General features: G+C 49.7%; 20 protein-coding genes. All 20 read right to left on the reverse strand.

The features are described 5' to 3' along the window. Positions 1 to 27: 27 nt before the first annotated feature. Positions 28 to 1,095, reverse strand: coding sequence for an NAD(P)H-dependent flavin oxidoreductase (locus HDCHBGLK_RS02970; protein ID WP_004607370.1), 1,068 nt, complete (start codon positions 1,093 to 1,095; stop codon positions 28 to 30). A gap of 10 nt (positions 1,096 to 1,105) precedes the next feature. Next, complete coding sequence (locus HDCHBGLK_RS02975; RefSeq protein ID WP_004607371.1) at positions 1,106 to 2,866, reverse strand: acetyl-CoA carboxylase carboxyltransferase subunit alpha; 1,761 nt, start codon at positions 2,864 to 2,866, stop codon at positions 1,106 to 1,108. A gap of 12 nt (positions 2,867 to 2,878) precedes the next feature. After that, the gene (locus HDCHBGLK_RS02980; protein WP_004607372.1) at positions 2,879 to 4,213 is read right to left on the reverse strand and encodes an acetyl-CoA carboxylase biotin carboxylase subunit; all 1,335 of its coding nucleotides are present in this window, start codon (positions 4,211 to 4,213) and stop codon (positions 2,879 to 2,881) included. A 9-nt stretch (positions 4,214 to 4,222) separates the two neighbouring features. Beyond that, positions 4,223 to 4,651, reverse strand: coding sequence for a 3-hydroxyacyl-ACP dehydratase FabZ (fabZ, locus tag HDCHBGLK_RS02985; protein ID WP_004607373.1), 429 nt, complete (start codon positions 4,649 to 4,651; stop codon positions 4,223 to 4,225). Between the two features lie 140 nt (positions 4,652 to 4,791). Next, positions 4,792 to 5,232 (reverse strand): acetyl-CoA carboxylase biotin carboxyl carrier protein, encoded by a 441-nt coding sequence (accB, locus tag HDCHBGLK_RS02990; RefSeq protein WP_009248215.1) that lies wholly within the window; start codon positions 5,230 to 5,232, stop codon positions 4,792 to 4,794. Between the two features lie 29 nt (positions 5,233 to 5,261). Continuing rightward, entirely contained in the window at positions 5,262 to 6,500 is a 1,239-nt protein-coding gene (gene fabF, locus HDCHBGLK_RS02995) for a beta-ketoacyl-ACP synthase II (RefSeq protein WP_004607375.1), read from the reverse strand. A gap of 13 nt (positions 6,501 to 6,513) precedes the next feature. After that, a complete protein-coding gene (gene fabG, locus HDCHBGLK_RS03000; protein ID WP_004607376.1) occupies positions 6,514 to 7,254 on the reverse strand; it encodes a 3-oxoacyl-[acyl-carrier-protein] reductase in 741 nt (246 codons plus the stop codon). Then, entirely contained in the window at positions 7,248 to 8,168 is a 921-nt protein-coding gene (fabD, locus tag HDCHBGLK_RS03005; RefSeq protein ID WP_004607377.1) for an ACP S-malonyltransferase, read from the reverse strand. Before fabD ends, fabG begins: the two co-directional genes overlap by 7 nt. After that, entirely contained in the window at positions 8,161 to 9,099 is a 939-nt protein-coding gene (gene fabK, locus HDCHBGLK_RS03010) for an enoyl-[acyl-carrier-protein] reductase FabK (RefSeq protein ID WP_004607378.1), read from the reverse strand. The genes fabD and fabK overlap by 8 nt, the downstream gene beginning before the upstream one ends. Before the next feature lie 22 nt (positions 9,100 to 9,121). Next, on the reverse strand, positions 9,122 to 9,349 hold the full coding sequence (gene acpP / locus HDCHBGLK_RS03015; RefSeq protein ID WP_004607379.1) for an acyl carrier protein: 228 nt from the start codon (positions 9,347 to 9,349) through the stop codon (positions 9,122 to 9,124). Between the two features lie 58 nt (positions 9,350 to 9,407). Then, the gene (locus HDCHBGLK_RS03020; protein ID WP_039909760.1) at positions 9,408 to 10,394 is read right to left on the reverse strand and encodes a beta-ketoacyl-ACP synthase III; all 987 of its coding nucleotides are present in this window, start codon (positions 10,392 to 10,394) and stop codon (positions 9,408 to 9,410) included. Between the two features lie 349 nt (positions 10,395 to 10,743). After that, entirely contained in the window at positions 10,744 to 11,724 is a 981-nt protein-coding gene (locus HDCHBGLK_RS03030; protein ID WP_004607382.1) for an ABC transporter ATP-binding protein, read from the reverse strand. A 15-nt stretch (positions 11,725 to 11,739) separates the two neighbouring features. Beyond that, entirely contained in the window at positions 11,740 to 12,732 is a 993-nt protein-coding gene (locus tag HDCHBGLK_RS03035) for an ABC transporter ATP-binding protein (protein WP_004607383.1), read from the reverse strand. Between the two features lie 11 nt (positions 12,733 to 12,743). Next, positions 12,744 to 13,679 carry an ABC transporter permease gene (locus tag HDCHBGLK_RS03040; RefSeq protein ID WP_004607384.1) on the reverse strand — a complete coding sequence of 312 codons (936 nt, stop codon included), beginning with the start codon at positions 13,677 to 13,679 and terminating at the stop codon, positions 12,744 to 12,746. Next, positions 13,672 to 14,652, reverse strand: a complete 981-nt coding sequence (locus tag HDCHBGLK_RS03045; RefSeq protein WP_004607385.1) for an ABC transporter permease — start codon at positions 14,650 to 14,652, stop codon at positions 13,672 to 13,674. The genes HDCHBGLK_RS03040 and HDCHBGLK_RS03045 overlap by 8 nt, the downstream gene beginning before the upstream one ends. Before the next feature lie 74 nt (positions 14,653 to 14,726). Then, a complete protein-coding gene (locus HDCHBGLK_RS03050; protein WP_039909761.1) occupies positions 14,727 to 16,289 on the reverse strand; it encodes an ABC transporter substrate-binding protein in 1,563 nt (520 codons plus the stop codon). A gap of 324 nt (positions 16,290 to 16,613) precedes the next feature. Next, on the reverse strand, positions 16,614 to 16,907 hold the full coding sequence (locus HDCHBGLK_RS03055; RefSeq protein WP_004607387.1) for a hypothetical protein: 294 nt from the start codon (positions 16,905 to 16,907) through the stop codon (positions 16,614 to 16,616). A gap of 14 nt (positions 16,908 to 16,921) precedes the next feature. After that, positions 16,922 to 17,692, reverse strand: a complete 771-nt coding sequence (locus HDCHBGLK_RS03060; RefSeq protein ID WP_004607388.1) for an ABC transporter permease — start codon at positions 17,690 to 17,692, stop codon at positions 16,922 to 16,924. After that, positions 17,689 to 18,387 (reverse strand): ABC transporter permease, encoded by a 699-nt coding sequence (locus HDCHBGLK_RS03065; RefSeq protein WP_004607389.1) that lies wholly within the window; start codon positions 18,385 to 18,387, stop codon positions 17,689 to 17,691. The genes HDCHBGLK_RS03060 and HDCHBGLK_RS03065 overlap by 4 nt, the downstream gene beginning before the upstream one ends. Further along, positions 18,384 to 19,139: an ABC transporter ATP-binding protein gene (locus HDCHBGLK_RS03070; RefSeq protein WP_009248223.1), complete on the reverse strand. Its 756-nt coding sequence runs from the start codon at positions 19,137 to 19,139 to the stop codon at positions 18,384 to 18,386. The genes HDCHBGLK_RS03065 and HDCHBGLK_RS03070 overlap by 4 nt, the downstream gene beginning before the upstream one ends. Positions 19,140 to 19,268: the final 129 nt, after the last annotated feature.

Here is a 19,268-nt window from a genome sequence, read left to right on the forward strand (position 1 = left end):
TGCTTGGCGATTCTTGTTATATCCACATTATACCCTCTCCGGCATCAGAGAATCAATCACTTCTTTTACCGTTTCCAGATGATCTGCCTTGTAGGCGTATGCACCGCAGAAAAGAAGGGCATCATCCACCTCTCCCCTGGCCGCATGTACGAGAGCATCCGTAATGCAGTAAGGAATCTCACTGGGATTGCATTTTTGGAGGCAGCCGTGGCAGGAACTGTGAGGAATCCGCTCCCCTGCCATGACCTTTTCCATAAATGGATTCAAGATTGCGCGCCCTGGCATTCCCACCGGACTTTTGACGATGACGATATCCGTTTCTTTCGCGTTCAGATAGGCTTCCTTGTACTTGATATGTGCATCGCACTCTTCTGTGGTTACGAATCTGGTGGCTGCCTGAATGGCATCTACTCCCAGCGAAAATGCATGCTCTGCCTGCGCCTTATTTTCTATTCCTCCGGCAAGCGCCACCGGAATCCGGCACTGGAACTCCTCTTCGTAGGACCTCACCGTGTCTAATATGTCGCTGACTTCCGCGTCATAGGCTGCCTGGTCATAGGCTTTTAACTGTTCCTTGGTAAAGCCCAGGTGCCCTCCGGCCTTCGGCCCTTCGATAACCAGAAGATCCGGCATCCTCTTATATTTCCTGCCCCAGTACTTCAGGATCACCTTGGCGGACTTATCGGTGGAGACGATGGGGGCCAGCTTCGCCCGGCTATCGCCCGCGATTCTTGGCAGATCCGTGGGAAGTCCTGCGCCGGATAGGATGAGATCCGCACCGGCATCGATGGCCGCCCTTACATACTCTTCATAATGCCGCATCGCTACCATGATATTAAATCCGATGATTCCATCCGGCGCGATTGCCCTCGCCTTGTCGTATTCCTTTTGAATGGCCCTGAGGTTCGCTTCTTTGGTATTCGTATCAAAATCCGGCTCCTTAAAACCAATCTGAGCGGCAGAGATGCTCCCTATGCCGCCCTCTTTCGCAACGGCCCCGGCAAGACGGCCCAGGCTGATCCCCACTCCCATGCCGCCTTGTATCAATGGAACCTTTGCTTCTATATTCCCCATTTTCAATGGTCTTGCTTCCATATTCTTTCTCCTACATCTTCCGAAATCTATCGTACCTATGCTCCGTCAGTTCTTCAGCCGGCAGTTTCCCATAGGCAATGAAAAACCGCTCCAGCTCCCGCTCCAGTTGCGTAACGACCTTCTTTAGATTCTGCACGGTATAGTGAGCCGGCTCCGGGAATACCTGCTCCACGATTCCCAGACGCTTAAGGTCTCCTGCCGTCAGCTTCATCACGCCTGCTGCCTCCTTTGCCATGGTGCTGTCCTTCCACAGGATGCTGGCAAATCCTTCCGGCGAGAGGATGGAATAGATGGAGTTCTCAAGCATCCATACCTCGTCTGCCGTTGCCATGGCAAGGGCGCCGCCGCTTCCGCCTTCTCCGATGATCACGGAGAGTACCGGGACTTTTAAGCCTGACATCTCATAGATGTTTCTGGCAATGGCCTCTCCCTGGCCCCTCTCCTCTGCTTCCAGGCCGCAGAATGCTCCCGGCGTGTCTACAAAGCAGATGACCGGACGGGCGAATTTCTCCGCCTGCTTCATCAGCCTCAGTGCCTTGCGGTAGCCGTCGGGAGATGGCATTCCGAAATTGCGCTCGATGTTCTCCTTGGTGTTGGTTCCTTTGGCCTGGGCGATCACCGTCACCGGCTTGCCGTGGAATCTGGCCACTCCGCCGATGATCGCCTTGTCATCGGCATAATATCTGTCTCCGTGAAATTCTATGAAATCCGTAAACAGTGCTTCGATGTAGTCGCTGCCTACCGGACGATCCTTCATACGGGAAATCTGCACCCGGTCCCAGGCATTTGCCACCTTGTTGTTCGGCAGGGCTGCGTTTGCTTCCTCTGCCTCCATCTCTATCTGCGCTTCCCCGGTTTCTTTCAATCCGATCTGAAAAATAGATGATTCCTCTTCATATTCTGTCTCATCCTCATTCTTATGCAGTTTCAGGATTCGGGACAGCGTCTCCTTTAACTGCGGACGCTCCACGATTCCGTCGATGAATCCGTGCTCCAGAAGGAACTCGGAACGCTGGAATCCCTTCGGCAGTTTCTGCCCGATGGTCTGCTCGATAACCCTGGGACCTGCGAATCCGATCAGCGCCTTCGGCTCTGCCAGTATCACGTCGCCCAGCATGGCGAAACTGGCCGTCACGCCTCCGGTCGTAGGATCCGTCAGTACGCTGATATAGAGAAGCCCTGCGTCGCTATGACGCTTGAGGGCAGCCGAAGTCTTCGCCATCTGCATCAGGGACGTTATCCCCTCCTGCATCCTGGCGCCCCCGGAGCACGCGAAGATAATCACCGGAAGTTCTTCTTCGGTGGCTCTTTCTACCGCGCGGGCAATCTTCTCGCCCACCACTTCGCCCATGCTGGCCATGAGAAAACGTCCGTCGCAGACGCCAAGGGCAACTTCGGTTCCATGAATACATGCTTTTCCTGTAATGACAGCCTCGTCAAGACCCGTCTTTTCCTTAAGTACTTCCAGTTTCTCTTTGTATCCTTTGTAATCCAGCGGATTCCTGGTGGCAAGTCCCTGATCCCACTCTTCGAACGTGTCTTCATCCGCTACCATCTCTATGCGGCGGTATGCGTGGACACGGAAATATCCTCCGCATTTTGGACAGATATAATAGTCCTTTTTCACATCCTCTGCAAAAATGGCACTGCCGCACTTATTGCATTTGCGCAGAAGCCCTTCCGGAACTTCCGGCTTCGCAGCACTCAAAGAAATATAATTTTTCCTGCCAGAAGAAAGTCTGGTCTTTTTAAACATGTTGTCTAATTTCATAGAATGTCACCTTTACATTTTCTCAATAAATTCAATGTCAATGTCCCCGGAGAGATAGTCCGGGTGGTTCAGAATCTCATACTGGTAGTCCACGTTGGTATCTATTCCTTCAATAATGATCTCCCCAAGGGCGCTCTGCATCTTGCGGATGGCCTCATTGCGGTTCTTGGCCCATACGATCAACTTCGCCACCATGGAATCATAGTAAGGCGGGATAGTATAGCCGCTGTAGATTGCCGCATCAATGCGGATTCCCTTGCCGCCCGGCAGATACATATCCGTTATGGTGCCCGGAGACGGGCGGAATCCCTTTTCCGGGTTCTCCGCGTTAATCCTGCACTCGATGGCGTGGCCGCTCAGATGCACGTCTTCCTGGGCGTAAGATAGTTTCTTACCCGAAGCGATTCGTATCTGCTCCTTGATCAGATCGATCCCGGTCACCCATTCCGTCACCGGATGCTCTACCTGGATACGAGTGTTCATTTCCATAAAATAGAAGTTCCCATTCTTCTCCAGAAGGAATTCTATGGTTCCTGCATTTACATAGCCCGCTGCCTTCGCCGCCTTGACGGCCGCATCCCCCATCTTCCTTCGAAGTTCCTCGGACAGCGCGACGGACGGGGATTCTTCGATCATCTTCTGGTGGTTCCGCTGGATGGAACAGTCCCGCTCGCCAAGATGGATGACGTTGCCGTAGCCATCCGCAAGAATCTGGAACTCGATATGCCTTGGGTGCTGGACGAAATGCTCGATATACATGGTATTGTCGCCGAAGGCCATCTGGGTCTCCTTCTGGGCCGTTTTGAAGCTCTGCTGGAATTCTTCCGGCGTATTGGCCACGCGCATGCCTTTGCCGCCTCCGCCAAGGGCAGCCTTCACGATAACCGGATATCCCACCTCATCCGCGATCCTGGCACCTTCTTTCGCGTCATAGATTGGCTCCTTGCTTCCGGGAATTACCGGAACGCCTGCGGCTACCATGGTATTCCTGGCTTCCTGCTTATTTCCAAGCCTTGCGATCACCTTGGAGTCCGGTCCGATAAAGGTGATGTTGCACTGCTCGCATAACTCCGCGAACTTTGCATTCTCCGACAGGAACCCGAATCCCGGATGAATGGCATCCGCGCCAGTCACGATGGTTGCGCTGATGATGCGGTCCATGCTGAGATAACTCTCGCTTGACGGCGCCGGCCCGATGCAGACCGCCTCGTCTGCCAGTTTCGTATGCAGGGCCTCCCGGTCTGCCTCCGAATATACCGCCACGGTCTCAATCCCCATTTCCCGGCAGGCACGGATGATACGCACTGCAATCTCGCCCCGGTTGGCAATTAATACTTTCTTTATCATGTATCTCACCTATCCAATCATAAATGTCAACTCTGCGCTTACGACCGTCTTGCCGTCCACGCTTGCTATCGCCTCGCCCACGCCTACAGGGCCTTTCTGCTTAATGATCTTCGTCTCCAGGCGCACCTTGTCGCCCGGCACGATCTTGCCCTTAAACTTGCACTTGTTGATGCCGCCGAAATAGGCGATCTTCCCCTTGTTCGCCTCCATGCTCAAGATGGCGACCGCGCCTGCCTGCGCCAGCGCCTCCACCGTCAGCACGCCCGGCATTACCGGTTCCTGCGGAAAATGGCCCGCGAAGAACTCCTCGCGGTATGATACGCATTTATACCCCACGGCATACTGGCCCGGCTCGTAGTCCTCGATGTAATCAATGAGAAGGAACGGGTGGCGGTGGGGGATGATCTGCTTAATCTGGTTGATATCTAAATGGTTCATATTGCCTCCTTACGCACGTAACATTTTTCACTTTAACACGTAACATTTTTGAAAAATGTTACGTGTTAAAGTGAAAAATGTTACGTGTCAATTTGCAAAACTGGTGTGTTAAATTGCGCAAACTGGTGCGTCAAATTAATTTATCCAATGCGAAACAGCGGCTGGCCGTATTCTACCGCCTGCCCGTTCTCGACGTAAATCTCCGCAATCGTTCCGTCATACTCGCTTTCGATTTCGTTCATCAACTTCATGGCTTCTACGATTGCGAGGGTCTGGCCTTTTTTCACGGTATCGCCTACGGATACGAATGGCGCTGCGTCTTCGGACGGTGCTGCGTAAAAGGTGCCGACCAGCGGTGATTCCACGATGTCTCCTTCCGGCTTTTGGCCGGCATCAGTATTTCCAACTGTAACTATGCCTGCCGGGGAAATCTCTGTTCCACCCGGCGCTGCGGATACTACCTGTACTTTTCCTTGTTTTTTCGTGAGATGAAGCTTCACTCCATCTACTTCATATTTCAACCCGGTCAGTTCTGACTCTGATACGGCATTGATTATTTTGATAAGATTCTCAATTTCCATCGTGTTCAAGTCCTTTCTAACCTTCATTTTTAGTCTTCATATTTCTTGACCAGCAGGGTTGCGTTGTGCCCGCCAAATCCCAGGGAATTGGTCAGGACATAGTTCACATCCTTTAAGACGGGCGCGCCGATGGCGTAATTCAGGTCGCATTCTTCGTCTGCCACTTCGCTGCCTACGGTCTGGTGAATGAATCCCTCCTGGATGGTCTTGACGCAAGTGATGAATTCCACTCCGCCTGCCGCTCCCAGCAAATGCCCGATCATGGATTTGGTGGAGTTGACCACCACGTCCTTGGCTGCTTCTCCAAGGGCGATCTTGATCGCTCTGGTCTCGAACAGGTCATTGTGATGGGTGCTGGTTCCGTGGGCGTTGATGTAATCTACCTGAGAAGGCTGGATTTGGCCTTCTTCTATAGCAAGGGACATGGCTTTGGCCGCCCCGCTTCCATCTTCCGCAGGGGAGGTGATGTGGTAGGCATCTCCCGTTGCCCCGTAGCCTGCTAATTCCGCATATATTTTCGCGCATCTGGCCTTTGCGTGTTCTAATTCTTCCAGTATTACCACGCCAGCGCCTTCGCCCAATACGAAGCCGTTCCTGTCCTTGTCAAATGGAATGGAGGCCCGCTTCGGATCCTGACTGGTGGATAATGCGGTCAGACTTGTGAATCCGGCCACTCCGGTAGGGCAGATGCAACTTTCCGTTCCGCCTGCCACCATGATATCCGCATCACCATACTGAATGGCGCGGAATGCGTCACCAATGCAGTTCGTCCCGGACGCGCACGCGGTCACCACATTGGTGCATTTCCCCTTGAATCCCAGCTGGATGGAAATGTTTCCGGCCGCCATGTTGGATATCATCAGCGGCACCATCAGCGGGTTAACGCGGGAAGGGCCCTTGGTCAGGATCTTCTCGTATTCCCGCTCCACCGTCTGCAGGCTTCCGATTCCGGAACCCACGATCACTCCTGCACGGAATGCGTCTTCCTTTTCAATCTCAAGCCCAGCGCCTTCATAAGCTTCCTTTGCGGCAGCCACCGCATACTGGGAAAATAGTTCCATCCGCTTTGCTGCTTTGAAGTCCATCCGCTCTTTTGCCACGAAGTCTTTGACCTCTGCCGCCAGTTTTACTTTATAATCTGTGGTATCGAATCTGGTAATCTCTCCGATTCCAACTTTTCCTCCTTTGATCCCATTCCAGAACTCTTCCACCGAATTGCCAATCGGCGTAATTGCTCCAAGTCCGGTTACAACAACTCTTCTTTTCATACTTGCGTCTCCTTTACATTGCCATGCCGCCGTCTACGTGAAGCACCTGTCCCGTGATATAGCTTGCATCCTCCGATACCAGAAATGCCACTGCCTGCGCCACCTGCTCAGGCTTTCCGAATGTTCCAAGAGGGATCTGGCTTACGCAGGCCTCTTTTACCTTGTCCGGAAGTACTTCCGTCATGTCCGTGGCAATGAATCCCGGCGCAATGGCATTTACCGTAATACCACGGGAAGCCAGTTCTCTGGCCGCCGCTTTGGTAAGGCCGATTACACCGGCCTTGGATGCGGCATAGTTTGCCTGGCCCGCATTTCCGCTCACGCCCACGACGGAGGACATGTTGATGATGCGCCCGCTTCTTTGCCTGAGCATCTGGCGGGATGCAAAACGAATGGTGTTAAACGCGCCTTTTAAGTTGGTGTCAATCACTTGGTCAAAATCCGCCTCCGACATCTTCATCAGAAGGCCGTCCCTCGTAATTCCCGCGTTATTAACCAGGATATCAATGCTTCCATAAGTCTTGATGACTTTCTGGATAAATGATTCGCATTTCCCGTAATCGGAAATATTGCACTGGTATACTGCCGCTTTTCCCTGGGCGTTTTCAATCTCTGCTTTTACTTCTTCTGCCTTGTCTTTGGAGCCATTATAGTTGATAATAACGGTCGCCCCCAGGGAGGCCAGCTTACATGCGATCGCTTTTCCAATCCCCCGGGAAGCCCCTGTTACCACTGCCACTTTTCCTTCTAACATAATTCACCTACTACTTTCTCTATATCCTCCCATGCGGAAATGTTACAGACTTTCACATCACGGTTAATTTTCTTCATAAATCCTGCCAGCGTGCGGCCCGGCCCTATTTCCACAAAGGTGTCCACGCCATCTGCGATCATGTTCTCCATGCTCTGCATCCAGCGCACCGGAGAACTGACCTGTTCTGCCAGAAGTTCCCGGGTCGCGGAAATGTCGTCTACCTTCTCTGCCGTCACATTCGTTACATACGGAATCTGAAGCGTATGTAATGCAGTATTCTTAAGTTCTTCAGCCAGTTCTTCTCCGGCCTTCTTAAGGAGCGGGGAATGAAACGGTCCGCTGACATTCAGCATGATCGCGCGTTTTGCTCCTGCTTCTTTCAACTTCTCTGCTGCTTCGCCAACCGCATCTGTGCGGCCTGTGATTACAATCTGGCCCGGGCAGTTATAATTAGCAATGGTCACGCCGTCGATCGCTTCAATTACCTTTTCAATGGCTGACGCATCCATTGCCATCACCGCGCACATGGCTCCCTCGCCTGCCGGCACGGTATTTTGCATCAGAATGCCTCTCTTTCTCACCAGCCGGATGGCATCCATATCGTCCATCCCGCCTGCAGCCGCGATCGCGCAGTACTCGCCAAGGCTGAGTCCTGCCGTAATATTCGGCTTAAGCCCTTTGTCTTCTGCGACCCTCGTCATGGCAAGGCAGGTAGTGACCAGCGCCGCCTGCGTATATTCTGTAACGTCAAGTTTATCATTTTCCTCAAAGCAGAGCGCCTTCATATCCAGTTGAAGGACTTCCCCCGCCTCGTCAAACATCTTTCCGGCAATCACGCTGTTCTCATAAAAATCCGCACCCATGCCGGCTTTCTGGGCGCCCTGGCCCGGATAGATAAATGCGATCTTACTCATAAAAACCTACTCCTTTAATCATTGCATCCGTCTCTTCCACTAATTTGCCAATCAGTTCCTTACAGGACATTCTTTCCTTAACCATGCCTGCAATCTGCCCTGCCATCACGCTTCCGTTCTTCACGTCACCGTCCACGACGGCCTTGCGAAGTCCGCCAAGGGTAAGATGTTCTAATTCCTCAAAACTTGCGCCTTTATTTTCAAGTTCAATATATTGGTTCGTCATTTCATTGCGAAGGGCACGGACCGGATGTCCTGTGGTTCTTCCTGTTACTCTGGAATCAATATCCTTCGCCTTTATAATTCTTTCTTTGTAGTTATCATGAACCTGTGATTCATCTGTTACTACGAAATGGGTGCCCATCTGCACTCCCTTTGCGCCCAGCATGAATGCCGCCGCCATTCCGCGTCCGTCCGCGATCCCGCCTGCGGCGATCACCGGAATGCTTACCGCGTCCACGATCTGCGGTACCAGTACCATGGTGGTATTCTCACCAATATGCCCGCCTGCCTCGCAGCCTTCCGCTACAAGAGCATCTGCTCCGCAGCGCTCCATACGTTTGGCGAGGGCGACAGAAGCAACCACGGGAATCACTTTTACTCCCGCATCTTTCCACATTTTCATGTATTTCTCAGGATTGCCGGCTCCGGTCGTCACCACTTTGATGCCTTCTTCTACGATAACCTTTGCTACCTCATCAGCGTAAGGACTCATAAGCATGATGTTCACGCCAAATGGCTTATCTGTCAGCTTCTTTGCTTCACGAACCTGCTCTCTTACCCAGTCAGCAGGCGCGCTCGCCGCTCCGATAAGGCCAAGGCCGCCAGCGTTCGACACACCTGCCGCCAGATGATATTCGGCAACCCATGCCATGCCGCCCTGAATGATCGGATATTCGATTCCTAATAATTTGGTTACTTCTGTCTGCATATTTAAAACCCCGCTTCTTTTCTTATTCTTTATGATCGTTGATGTATTTGATAACGTCTCCTACTGTCGCAATCTGCTCCAGATCTTCCGTCGGAATCTCGATTCCAAATTCTTCTTCCAACGCCATGACTAATTCAAACAAGTCCAGGGAATCTGCACCCAGATCATCTTTGAAGGAAGATTCCTCTGTGATTGTTGCTGCGTCTACTCCTAAATTTTCTGCTACCATTTCTTTGATCTTGTCTAACATAATATTCGCTCTCCTTTTTCAATGCTTAATTCATATATATAAACTGGCATTTGCCAATTTATTTCCACTTAAGAATGCTCGCGCCCCAAGTAAGCCCCGCGCCGAATCCTGCCATTACGATCTTCTGGCCTGACTTCAGAATTCCTTTCCGATTCAATTCATCCAAAAGGATCGGTATGCTGGCGGATGAGGTATTGCCGTATTCCTGAAGATTCATAGGAAACTTCTCAATCGGCTCCTTCAGCCGCTTTGCCACGGCTTCCACAATTCTTTGGTTAGCCTGGTGAAGAATGTAGTAATCCACATCCTCCTGCTCTATTTCATTTGCTTCCAGCACTTCCCGGATGACCTCCGGCACCTTCTTGACGGCAAACTTAAATACCGCCTGTCCGTCCATCTGCATAAAATGCTCATCGTCGATCATTTCCTCCAGATTGATCTCAGAAGTCAGGCCGTTGCCCTGATATCTGCTCTTGCAAGTGAGCGCGTCTCCCTTGCTCCCTTCCGAATGGGTTACCGGAAGATAATACCTCTCTCCCCCGGCCTTTACTACGGCGGCTCCGGCTCCGTCTCCGAACAGGATGCAGGTACCCCGGTCCTTCCAGTTCGTCAGGTTGGACAGGCTCTCGCTTCCAATCACCAGCGCGGTCTTATATACCCCGCCTGCGAGATAAGCCGTTGCCGTATTATAAGCAAGCACGAACCCCGTGCATGCCGCTCCGCCCAGGTCAAAGCAGGTGGCGTGGATGGCGCCCAATTCCTTTTGCACCTGGCACGCGGTACAAGGGAGAATCACATTCGATGAAATGGTCGCCACCAGAATCAAGTCTACCTCTTCCGGGGAGACGCCCGCATTCTCAAGCGCCCGGCGGCCCGCCTGCACCGCCATGGATACCGTCGTCTCCTCTGTAATGATGTGCCGCCTCGCGACCCCGGTCCGCTCCTGTATCCACTCGTCGCTGGTCTCCACCAGTTTGGCAATATCGTTGTTGTCCATTATATACGACGGCGTACATGCCCCCGTACCATAGATTATTCCAGTCATATGAGTTCCTCTGATTTATTTTGAATATAAATTATTTTGACTTTCAAAGTATATAGCCATTTTTTTCATTTGTCAAGTACTTTGACCGTCAAAACATTTCGACAAATAAATAACAGGACAGCGCAGCGTTGTATATATTGATGGCGCGCCTCTTGATCCGGACTATACGGATCAGGAATTTTCTCTGTTAAACTTAATATCTGCCCCATTTTTCCCGCACGATCCTGAGCCAGTTGCCTGCAATGGAGAAGGAGGAAGCCTTCTTCCTCCTTCTGAAAAATGATCTTCATCATTATTATGGATATGGGACAACAGCAGTCGCTGAGGCTGAACTGCAAAAAACTAACCGCTAGCCTTCCAACTCGTCATACAAGTAGCATGCCACATAATGGCCTTCTTCTACTTCCCGTAACCTTGGCGCTTCTTTCCTGCATTTGTCCTGTACATGCCGGCATCTAGCGCAGAAGCGGCATTCCTGTCCCGGATTAATGGGACTTGGGAGTTCGCCCTCCAGGCGGATGCGCTGCTTTTTCGCCTCAATTTCTGGATCTGGTATAGGGATTGCTGAAAGAAGCGCCTGTGTATACGGATGTTTGGGATTCTCATACAACGTATCCGACGCTGTTATCTCAACTATGATCCCCAGATACATAACCGCCACTCTATCAGAAATATGCCTGACCATTGAAAGATCGTGGGCAATAAACAGATAGGTAAGACCCCTGTCTTTTTGCAGTTTCATTAACAAGTTTACAATCTGTGCCTGAATCGACACATCAAGCGCGGAAATCGGCTCATCGCACACCAGAAATTCCGGCTCAACCGCAAGCGCCCTGGCAATCCCGATCCTTTGTCGCTGGCCCCCTGAGAATTCGTGCACATAGCGATTGATGTGTTCTTTCTGAAGCCCCACGATCCGCAGCAATTCCTTCACCTTTTCTTGGCATTGTTCGGAATTCTCTGCCATCCCATGGGCATACATTCCTTCCGCGATAATATCTCCGACCTTCATCCGGGGATCCAGGGAAGAATACGGATCTTGAAACACCATCTGCACTTCTTTAGTAAACGCTTTCTTATCCGCGCCTTTCAGCTGATGCACATTCTGTCCTTTATACAGCACTTCTCCCTGGGTCGCATCATTGATTCCTATGCAGGTTCTCCCGCATGTCGTTTTTCCGCATCCGGATTCCCCTACGATTCCCAGCGTTTCTCCCTTTTTAATATAGAAAGATACATCATCGACCGCTTTCAGCGTCTGATTCTTTCCCATCTTAAAATACTTCTTTAAATGTCTTACTTCTAACAAATATTCTTCCGTCTGCTTCACACAGCCACCTTCTTCCTATTCCTCAGTATAACCAGCCATCGGATGATAGAGCCAGCATTTTGCCTTGTGCCCCTGTCCAAAATCAAATGACGGCGGTTCTTCTCTTTCGCAGATGCACATGGCAAGGCTGCAGCGGTCATAAAACGGGCAGCCTTGCGGAGGATTGATGATATCCGGCGGCATTCCATCTATAGCGGACAGTTCCTGTTCCCCCATATCCAGCCTCGGAACCGCTTTGAGAAGCGCTTTCGTATATGGATGCTTCGGGTGATAAAAAATATCCGAATCTGAACCTTCTTCCATGATCTTCCCCGCATACATTACGACAATCTTCTTCGCCATATTTGCAACGATTCCCAAGTCATGCGTAATCAGAATGATCGCCATGTTCAGTTCATTCTGCAGTTTTTTCAGTAATTCTATAATGTCCGCCTGTATCGTTACATCCAAGGCAGTCGTCGGCTCATCCGCGATAACGATCTGCGGGCTGCAGGCAAGCGCGATGGCGATCATGACTCTCTGGCGCATTCCGCCGGAGAACTCATGGGGATATTGGTGCATCCGCTTTCCGGGATTTGGGATTCCTACCAGTCCAAGCATTCTCTCTGCCTCCGCCCAGGCCTGGCCTTTATCCATCTTCTGGTGCAGCAGAAGATTTTCTGCCACCTGCCTTCCTACCTTTATAGTCGGATTCAGAGACGTAAGCGCATCCTGGAATATAATCGAGCACTCTGCCCCCCGATACGCCCGCCATTCCTTTTCCTCATATTTTAAAATATCCTTTCCTTTATACCAGATATGGCTGCCTTCCTTGACTTCCCCCGGCGGTGTCTGTATCAGCCCCATAATGCTTCTTGCCGTTACGGATTTGCCGCAGCCGGACTCGCCTACGATTGCCAGCGTCTCTCCTTCATCTACTGCAAATGAAACGCCCCTGACAGACTGCACTTCTCCGGCATAACTGTGATAGGATACTCTCAAGTCCTCAACCTTTAATAATTCACCCATGATTCCCACCTCTATTTCGTTAATTTAGGGTCTAAGGCATGCTGGAGCATATCGCCTAATATGTTAAAGCATAGCACCGTCACCAAGATCAGAAGCCCTGGCACGACTGCAAGCAAAGGATTATGCAGGATATACTTCTGGGCGCTTTGAAGCATGCTGCCCCAGGATGCCATCGGCAGCTGGACCCCATATCCCAGAAAACTTAATGCGGATTCATCCAGAATCGACCTGGCTATGCTGATGCTCGCTGACACAATTATCTGAGAGGACATATTTGGTATGATATGCCTGACAATAATCTTAAAATCGCTTACGCCCAGACATTTCGCCGCTATGACAAAGTCCCTCTCCTTTAGGCTTAGGGTTTCCGCTCGGACCACTCTCGCCACGCTTGTCCACGAAAAGAAGGCAAGCATCAGAACCAGCGTGACCAGGCTGGGCTGTACAAATGCGTAGATTACAATAATAAATAGCAGATTCGGGATCGAAAGGAAGATATCTACAATACGCATCAGGATGCTGTCCACCTTTCCTCCCATGTATCCGCTTACTGTGCCCAAAAGCGTCCCGAACACAACCGATACAAGCATTGCCGCAAAGCCGATCGCCAGGGATATCCTGCCTCCGTACAAGGCTCTGGTAAATGTATCTCTTCCAAGATCATCCGTCCCCAGAATATGACCGTTTCCAGGGCCTTGTAGCGCATTCTGAATATCCAGCGCGTCCGGATCATAAGGAGATAGCGGCGCCAGCAGGGACGCGGCGATCACCAGCAGGATCATGATCATGCATGTCATCGCAAGCTTATTTTCCTTCAGCACGTATCGCAGGTTATATAACGTGCTTCTATTATAGGAAGTCTCCGTTTCTTTCCCTTTCTTTTCAACAGCAAGGAAATCCTCCTTAGACAGCCGCAGGGGCCTGTTCGTGATTATGCTCTTATCCATGCTGCGCCTCCTTTCCCTGCTTGATCCTTGGATCCGCCAGCCCATAGAGAATATCGGCCAGGAAGTTTCCAATCAGCAATATCGTGCAGGAAAGCATGATGATCCCCATTATCATAGGGTAATCCCTGTTGTTAATAGCCGTCATGCATAAAGTCCCAAGTCCTGGCCAGCCAAATACGGATTCCACGATAAAGGATCCGGTTACCAGAGTCCCAAAGTTCATGCCTACAATAGTAATAATCGGAAGCAGGCAATTTTTCAGTACATGATTCTTCAATATATAGTTTGGCGTGGCTCCTTTTGAGGCTGCTGTCAATACATATTCCTCTTCCAGCTGATTAATCGTATTCGACCGCATATAACGCACAAATACCGCCATATTATTTACGGCCAGGACGATCGTCGGCATAATGCCATGCCATATGACGTCCGCCACCGAATTCACTCCCGTCGTGCGCATGCCGGAACTGGGAAGCAGATCCAGATGCAGGGAAAATACGATAATCATCAGAAGCGCGAACCAGAATGATGGAATCGAAATTCCGATATAACTGAAGCCGCTGATAATATTATCGATCCATTTGTTCTTATGCGTGCCTGCCGCAAGTCCCATGGGAATCGCAAGTACGACGGATAGCATAAGCGATGCCGCCATAAGCCCCACCGTTCCTGGCAGCCGCTCCATAATCTGCGGGCGCACGGGGAGGAAATTATTTAAGGATATTCCCCAGTCTCCTGTCAGCGTCTTCTTGGCCCAGCTGGTATACTGATGAACCACATTGCCGGTCAGCCCCAGATCTTCACGAAGGGCATCCAGCTGCTCCTCAGACATTTTGAAACTTGATTTTCCCGGGGAAGTATACATATATAGCGGATCTCCCGGTGCAAAATAAATAATTGCGAACGCGAACATAGATACCAGTATAAATACAAATATCATCTGCAATATACGCTTTAATAGAAAATTCTTCATCCGTTCCTCCTCTACCAAAAAGAGATTCCTGCCATTACAGCAGAAATCTCTTCCCTTTCTCAATCTACCTATGCCTATTCAAGACTCAGTTTTGTATAATCTTCAAATACGGGATTCGTCTGTAACTCATCAGCGCCTTTCAGTTTGCTTGCTGTTGCAAATACATAGTTTGGATATGCGATCGGGTAGATAGACATATCTTCCATTGCTTTTTCCTGTAACTTCTTATATATCTCTGCTCTTTTAGAATCGTCTACTGCGGCGCGACCCTGTTTCCAAAGATCTAATTGCTCATCGCTGACCTCCAGGTTGATTCCCCAGGTTCCATCGAACATGCCTGCTATCACTTCATCCGGATCTCCAAAAGCTCCATAGCCATTAAAGTACATATCGTAATCGGAGGCATCTGAGAACACGCGGTCAAAGAATCCATTGGACTCTATGCCTTCCACTTCCAGATTGATTCCCACATTCTTTAACTGCTGCTGGACAATCAGCGCGGTTTCTTTCATGTAGAGCCTGTCCTGGTTATATACCAGTTTTAATGTCTTGCCATCCAGTCCTGTTTCTTTTACCAATTTTTTGGCTTTTTCCAGATCCTGTTCATATCCTTTAATGCTATCATCATAATACTGGGTCGCATTGCTGAATATCGTGTTGGCTGCTACGCCCATATCAGTTCCATATGCACCGCTTACAATCTCTTCTTTGTCCAGCGCTGCGTAAATAGCCTCTTTCACCTTTGGATCTGAGAATGTCCCGCTGAACTTATTGCATGCAAGATAGTTCACGCGGCCCTCCGGGAATGCGTGTACGGTAATGGCTTCGTCCCCTTCATACTTGTCTGCCGATGTCTGGCTCGCCACTTCCATGAAGTTGATCTCTCCCTTTTGCAGCGCTACTTCCTGGGCGCTTGAATCAGGGATCACTTTATAGATTACCTTGTCTATAGATGGCTTCTGTCCATAATAGTCATCGAATCTTTCTAATTCCAGATATTCTCCGTCCTTAAATTCTTTGACCTTATAGGGGCCTGAGCCGATTCCCTTCAGATTTGCTTCTGAGTTTGCCTTAATATCCGTATCGTTGTCAAAAACATGGGCCGGAAGAAGCGGCAAGGTGCCAAGTATCGTCACATAAGACGCAGATACTTCCGGAAGCGTAATCTTAACCGTCAGGTCATCCACTTTTTCATAAGATACTTTCTCTTCGCCAATAAATACGGTATTCGCATATCCAGCTCCATTGTCAGGATCTGCATTTACATCCATAGAGAATATTACATCGTCTGCCGTAATTGCTTCTCCGTCATGCCATTTCAAATTATCTTTTAACTTTAAGGTAACTGTCAGGCCATCTTCAGATACATCCACGCTGTCTGCAAGATAATATCTGATCTCTGAATCCGTTTTCATATAGAGTTCATCATAGACTGCGCCAAGCATAAGCCAGCCCTCTTTCATCGTCTCCAGATGCTTGTTCAGATTTGTCACTGAGGATGACACGCCCATGACCAATTCATTCGCATCAGATGTCTTTGACTTTGTGTCCGCTGACTTTTCTTTGCTGCCGCAGCCCGCAAGCATGGCCGCTATCATGGAAACACATAATAATGCACCTAATAATCTTTTTTTCATCTTCTCCTCCTTTTGTAATTGTCTTAAATTTGTACCACAAGATTGTTTCTAACTTTTTATTTAGAAAGTCCCCTGCGGTACGTGTATTATAGGAGGCGCAATTATTACTGTCAATTTATTTCATTATTAATTTAACGTGACAAATTGATCTTTTTTACATTTGTTCACATTATATTTTCTGTATATTGACAAAATAATTCCCTTTTCATCTTTATTTATTATTGATGTAATCTTATAATCAGTTATTCATAATAAATTATATCTATATGCCTTTTTTAATATCAAGATTATTTATTACAATCATTCATAATGTTTTCCAGTACTCTAGATCCTTTCCAGCCATCCGGGAATGCTTATCCCTACTATTCCCAGCACGCCCGCTGCATAGAGTCCATTCACGACCAGTCCGATGCTTGTCATTGCATCCTTATGGTTTTTCTTCGTATAGAGAATCAGGCAGTACAGGAATGCCAGAATGATCTCCACGCTGTATATGCCTATGGTAATCTCTGCCGCCGGGGACTTTAAGGCCCATTCATGCGTACGGACCAGCAGGATCGTCCAAGGCACAAAGGCCAGTAAAAGCGCAACTACTGATGCAGGTGTTATCTTTTTCATTACAATCACTCTCCTTATCTTCTTTCTGCTCTTCCAAAGAGCGTGCACGACAGTGTCAGGGCAGCCAGCGTAGCGGCGATGGCTGTGGGTATCCACGGAATCAGCCGAATGGAGAAGGTTCCCATATTTGTGGCAAGTTCATGCATCTTGGACGTGATCAGCATCATGGGATAGCACATGGGATATGCAAACCAGGCCTTCGTATTGATGGCAAGCACAATCGGCACTACGGTTGCAAGGCCCACGCCCACAGCTGCCACTGTGTTATGGAATAGAATCGCCAGCATCCAGTAGATGGCTGCCATTGGTATAGATATCAGGAATAAAAGGGCCGCGATCTGCAAGACATATCCTGGTTCTATCAGAAAGTCATACTCCCATTTCCGGGATGCGATCCATGCCGCCGGAAAATATCCGGCTGTGATAAATGCGACCTCCATCCCCATTACCAGAAGAATCGTGCAGAACTTGGATAAGCAAAGCGCAGCGCCTGACACTGGCAGGGACAGCATCTTAAGGATTCCGTTATTGCCCCGCTCCGTCTGCGTCATAAGCACCGTAATTACCACAAGGCTTGACGGCAGCATAAACCAGACATATCCCAGAAATGACTGGATGAAAAAGTTATTCTCAGGGCTGATTCCTTCTGCCTGCATCTCAAAGTTCATATCTGCATTCATAATGCCCGAGATCCACACCAGAAGAACCGGGATCAGCAGAATCAGGCCAATCTTCGATCTCTTTAATTTCCTTATTTCTATTTTCATTAATCGGATCAGGTTCATGATGTTCTCCTCCTTAGATAAGCGGCCGCGCTTCCTGCCGCCAGTAATGCTATGGTCTCTATCACTGCCGCGATCAGCATTTCCCTGCTCTTTGTCGAGGAGTAGGGCAAAAGGAACGGAAAATAAGCCATGCTTTTTTCCTGGACGAATAACTGGGCTGCAAACATTCCGATCATGCCGATTCCAAAGGACACCCACATATTCTTCAGCAGGCAGGCGATCAGCAGCATCAGTACCAGCGACGGCAGCGAATAGGCATAGGTGTATCCCATCGTCTTACACAGAGAGACAAGGATCTGCTTCCCGCCGTCAAGCCATTTCCAAGTACAGAAATACAGCGCAGCCGTCTCTATGGCAAATACCACTGCCAGTATGAGGGCCAGCAGGATTCCTTTATCAAAAAAGAGGACGGCCGGATTAACAGGTAGAGCATCCATCTTCTGGATTCCATTGTTGACGTGCTCGATATGGTACAGAATACAGGCGCCGATAATGATCACGCACAGATTCGCCATAGCCATCGTAAGCCAGTTGGCATCCATCACGATCGCTGCCGGATTACCGGGACGCCCGGTAAACATCTCGGTTCGCACGGCCAGATTGATCACCGGAAACGCGGCTGAGAATACGCCCCCTGCCAGCAGCGCGGGGATAAGCCCTGTCCTCCTTATCTTCTTGATTTCCAATCCTATCATCGTCCCATTTTCCTCCTTCTGTTATCTTCTTCCACCATCGCAAGAAATGTCTCTTCCAGATTATCCGAAGGATAGCCCATGCCTGCAGCCTCTTTCCTCAGATCTTCCAGAGAGCCTTCAAACAGCAGCCTTCCGTGATTCAGAATTCCGATGTCATCTGCCATCAATTCCACTTCCGGCAACAGATGGGAGGACACCAGGACCGTGCAGCCAATCTTATGCGGCAGGGATCGTATCAGCGTCCGTATCTCATGGATGCCTACAGGATCCAGGCCATTGGTAGGCTCATCCAGAATCAGTATCGGCGGCCTTCCAATCAGTGCGCCAGCCAGCCCCAGCCTCTGCTTCATTCCGAGAGAATACTTCTTAGCAAGTCTTTTCCTGTAAGGGGTAAGTCCTGTCAGTTCCAGCGCGTCGGCTACGGAAGACTTGGGAAGTCCCAATATCTTCCTTATAATATCTAGATTTTCTTCCCCGGTCAGGTTTCCGTAGAAGGCAGGCGCTTCGATAAATGAGCCTACCTCCCTTAATATTTTCATCCGGTCTCCCGGATGGCTCATCCCATCTATGGTAAAGGAACCGGAAGACGGGCGGGTCAGTCCCAGGAACATCTTCATCGTGGTGGATTTTCCTGCGCCGTTTGGCCCCAGGAACCCATATACTGTCCCCTTCCTTATGTGCAGATTAATATCGGATACTGCGGCAAAATCTGAATATTCCTTTGAAAGATGCATGGTTTCTATCATGTTCATTTTTTTATCTCCTCCTATCCCATTGATTCTTATCACCGTATGCGTTTATTATATAAGGCCCTCCTTACATCATCCTTCCTGCTGCCTTACATTTACCTTACATTTTCCCGGACACGGCAACGAAGCCTG

The organism is [Clostridium] scindens ATCC 35704 (assembly GCF_004295125.1).
Classification (GTDB): Bacteria; Bacillota; Clostridia; order Lachnospirales; family Lachnospiraceae; genus Clostridium_AP; species Clostridium_AP scindens.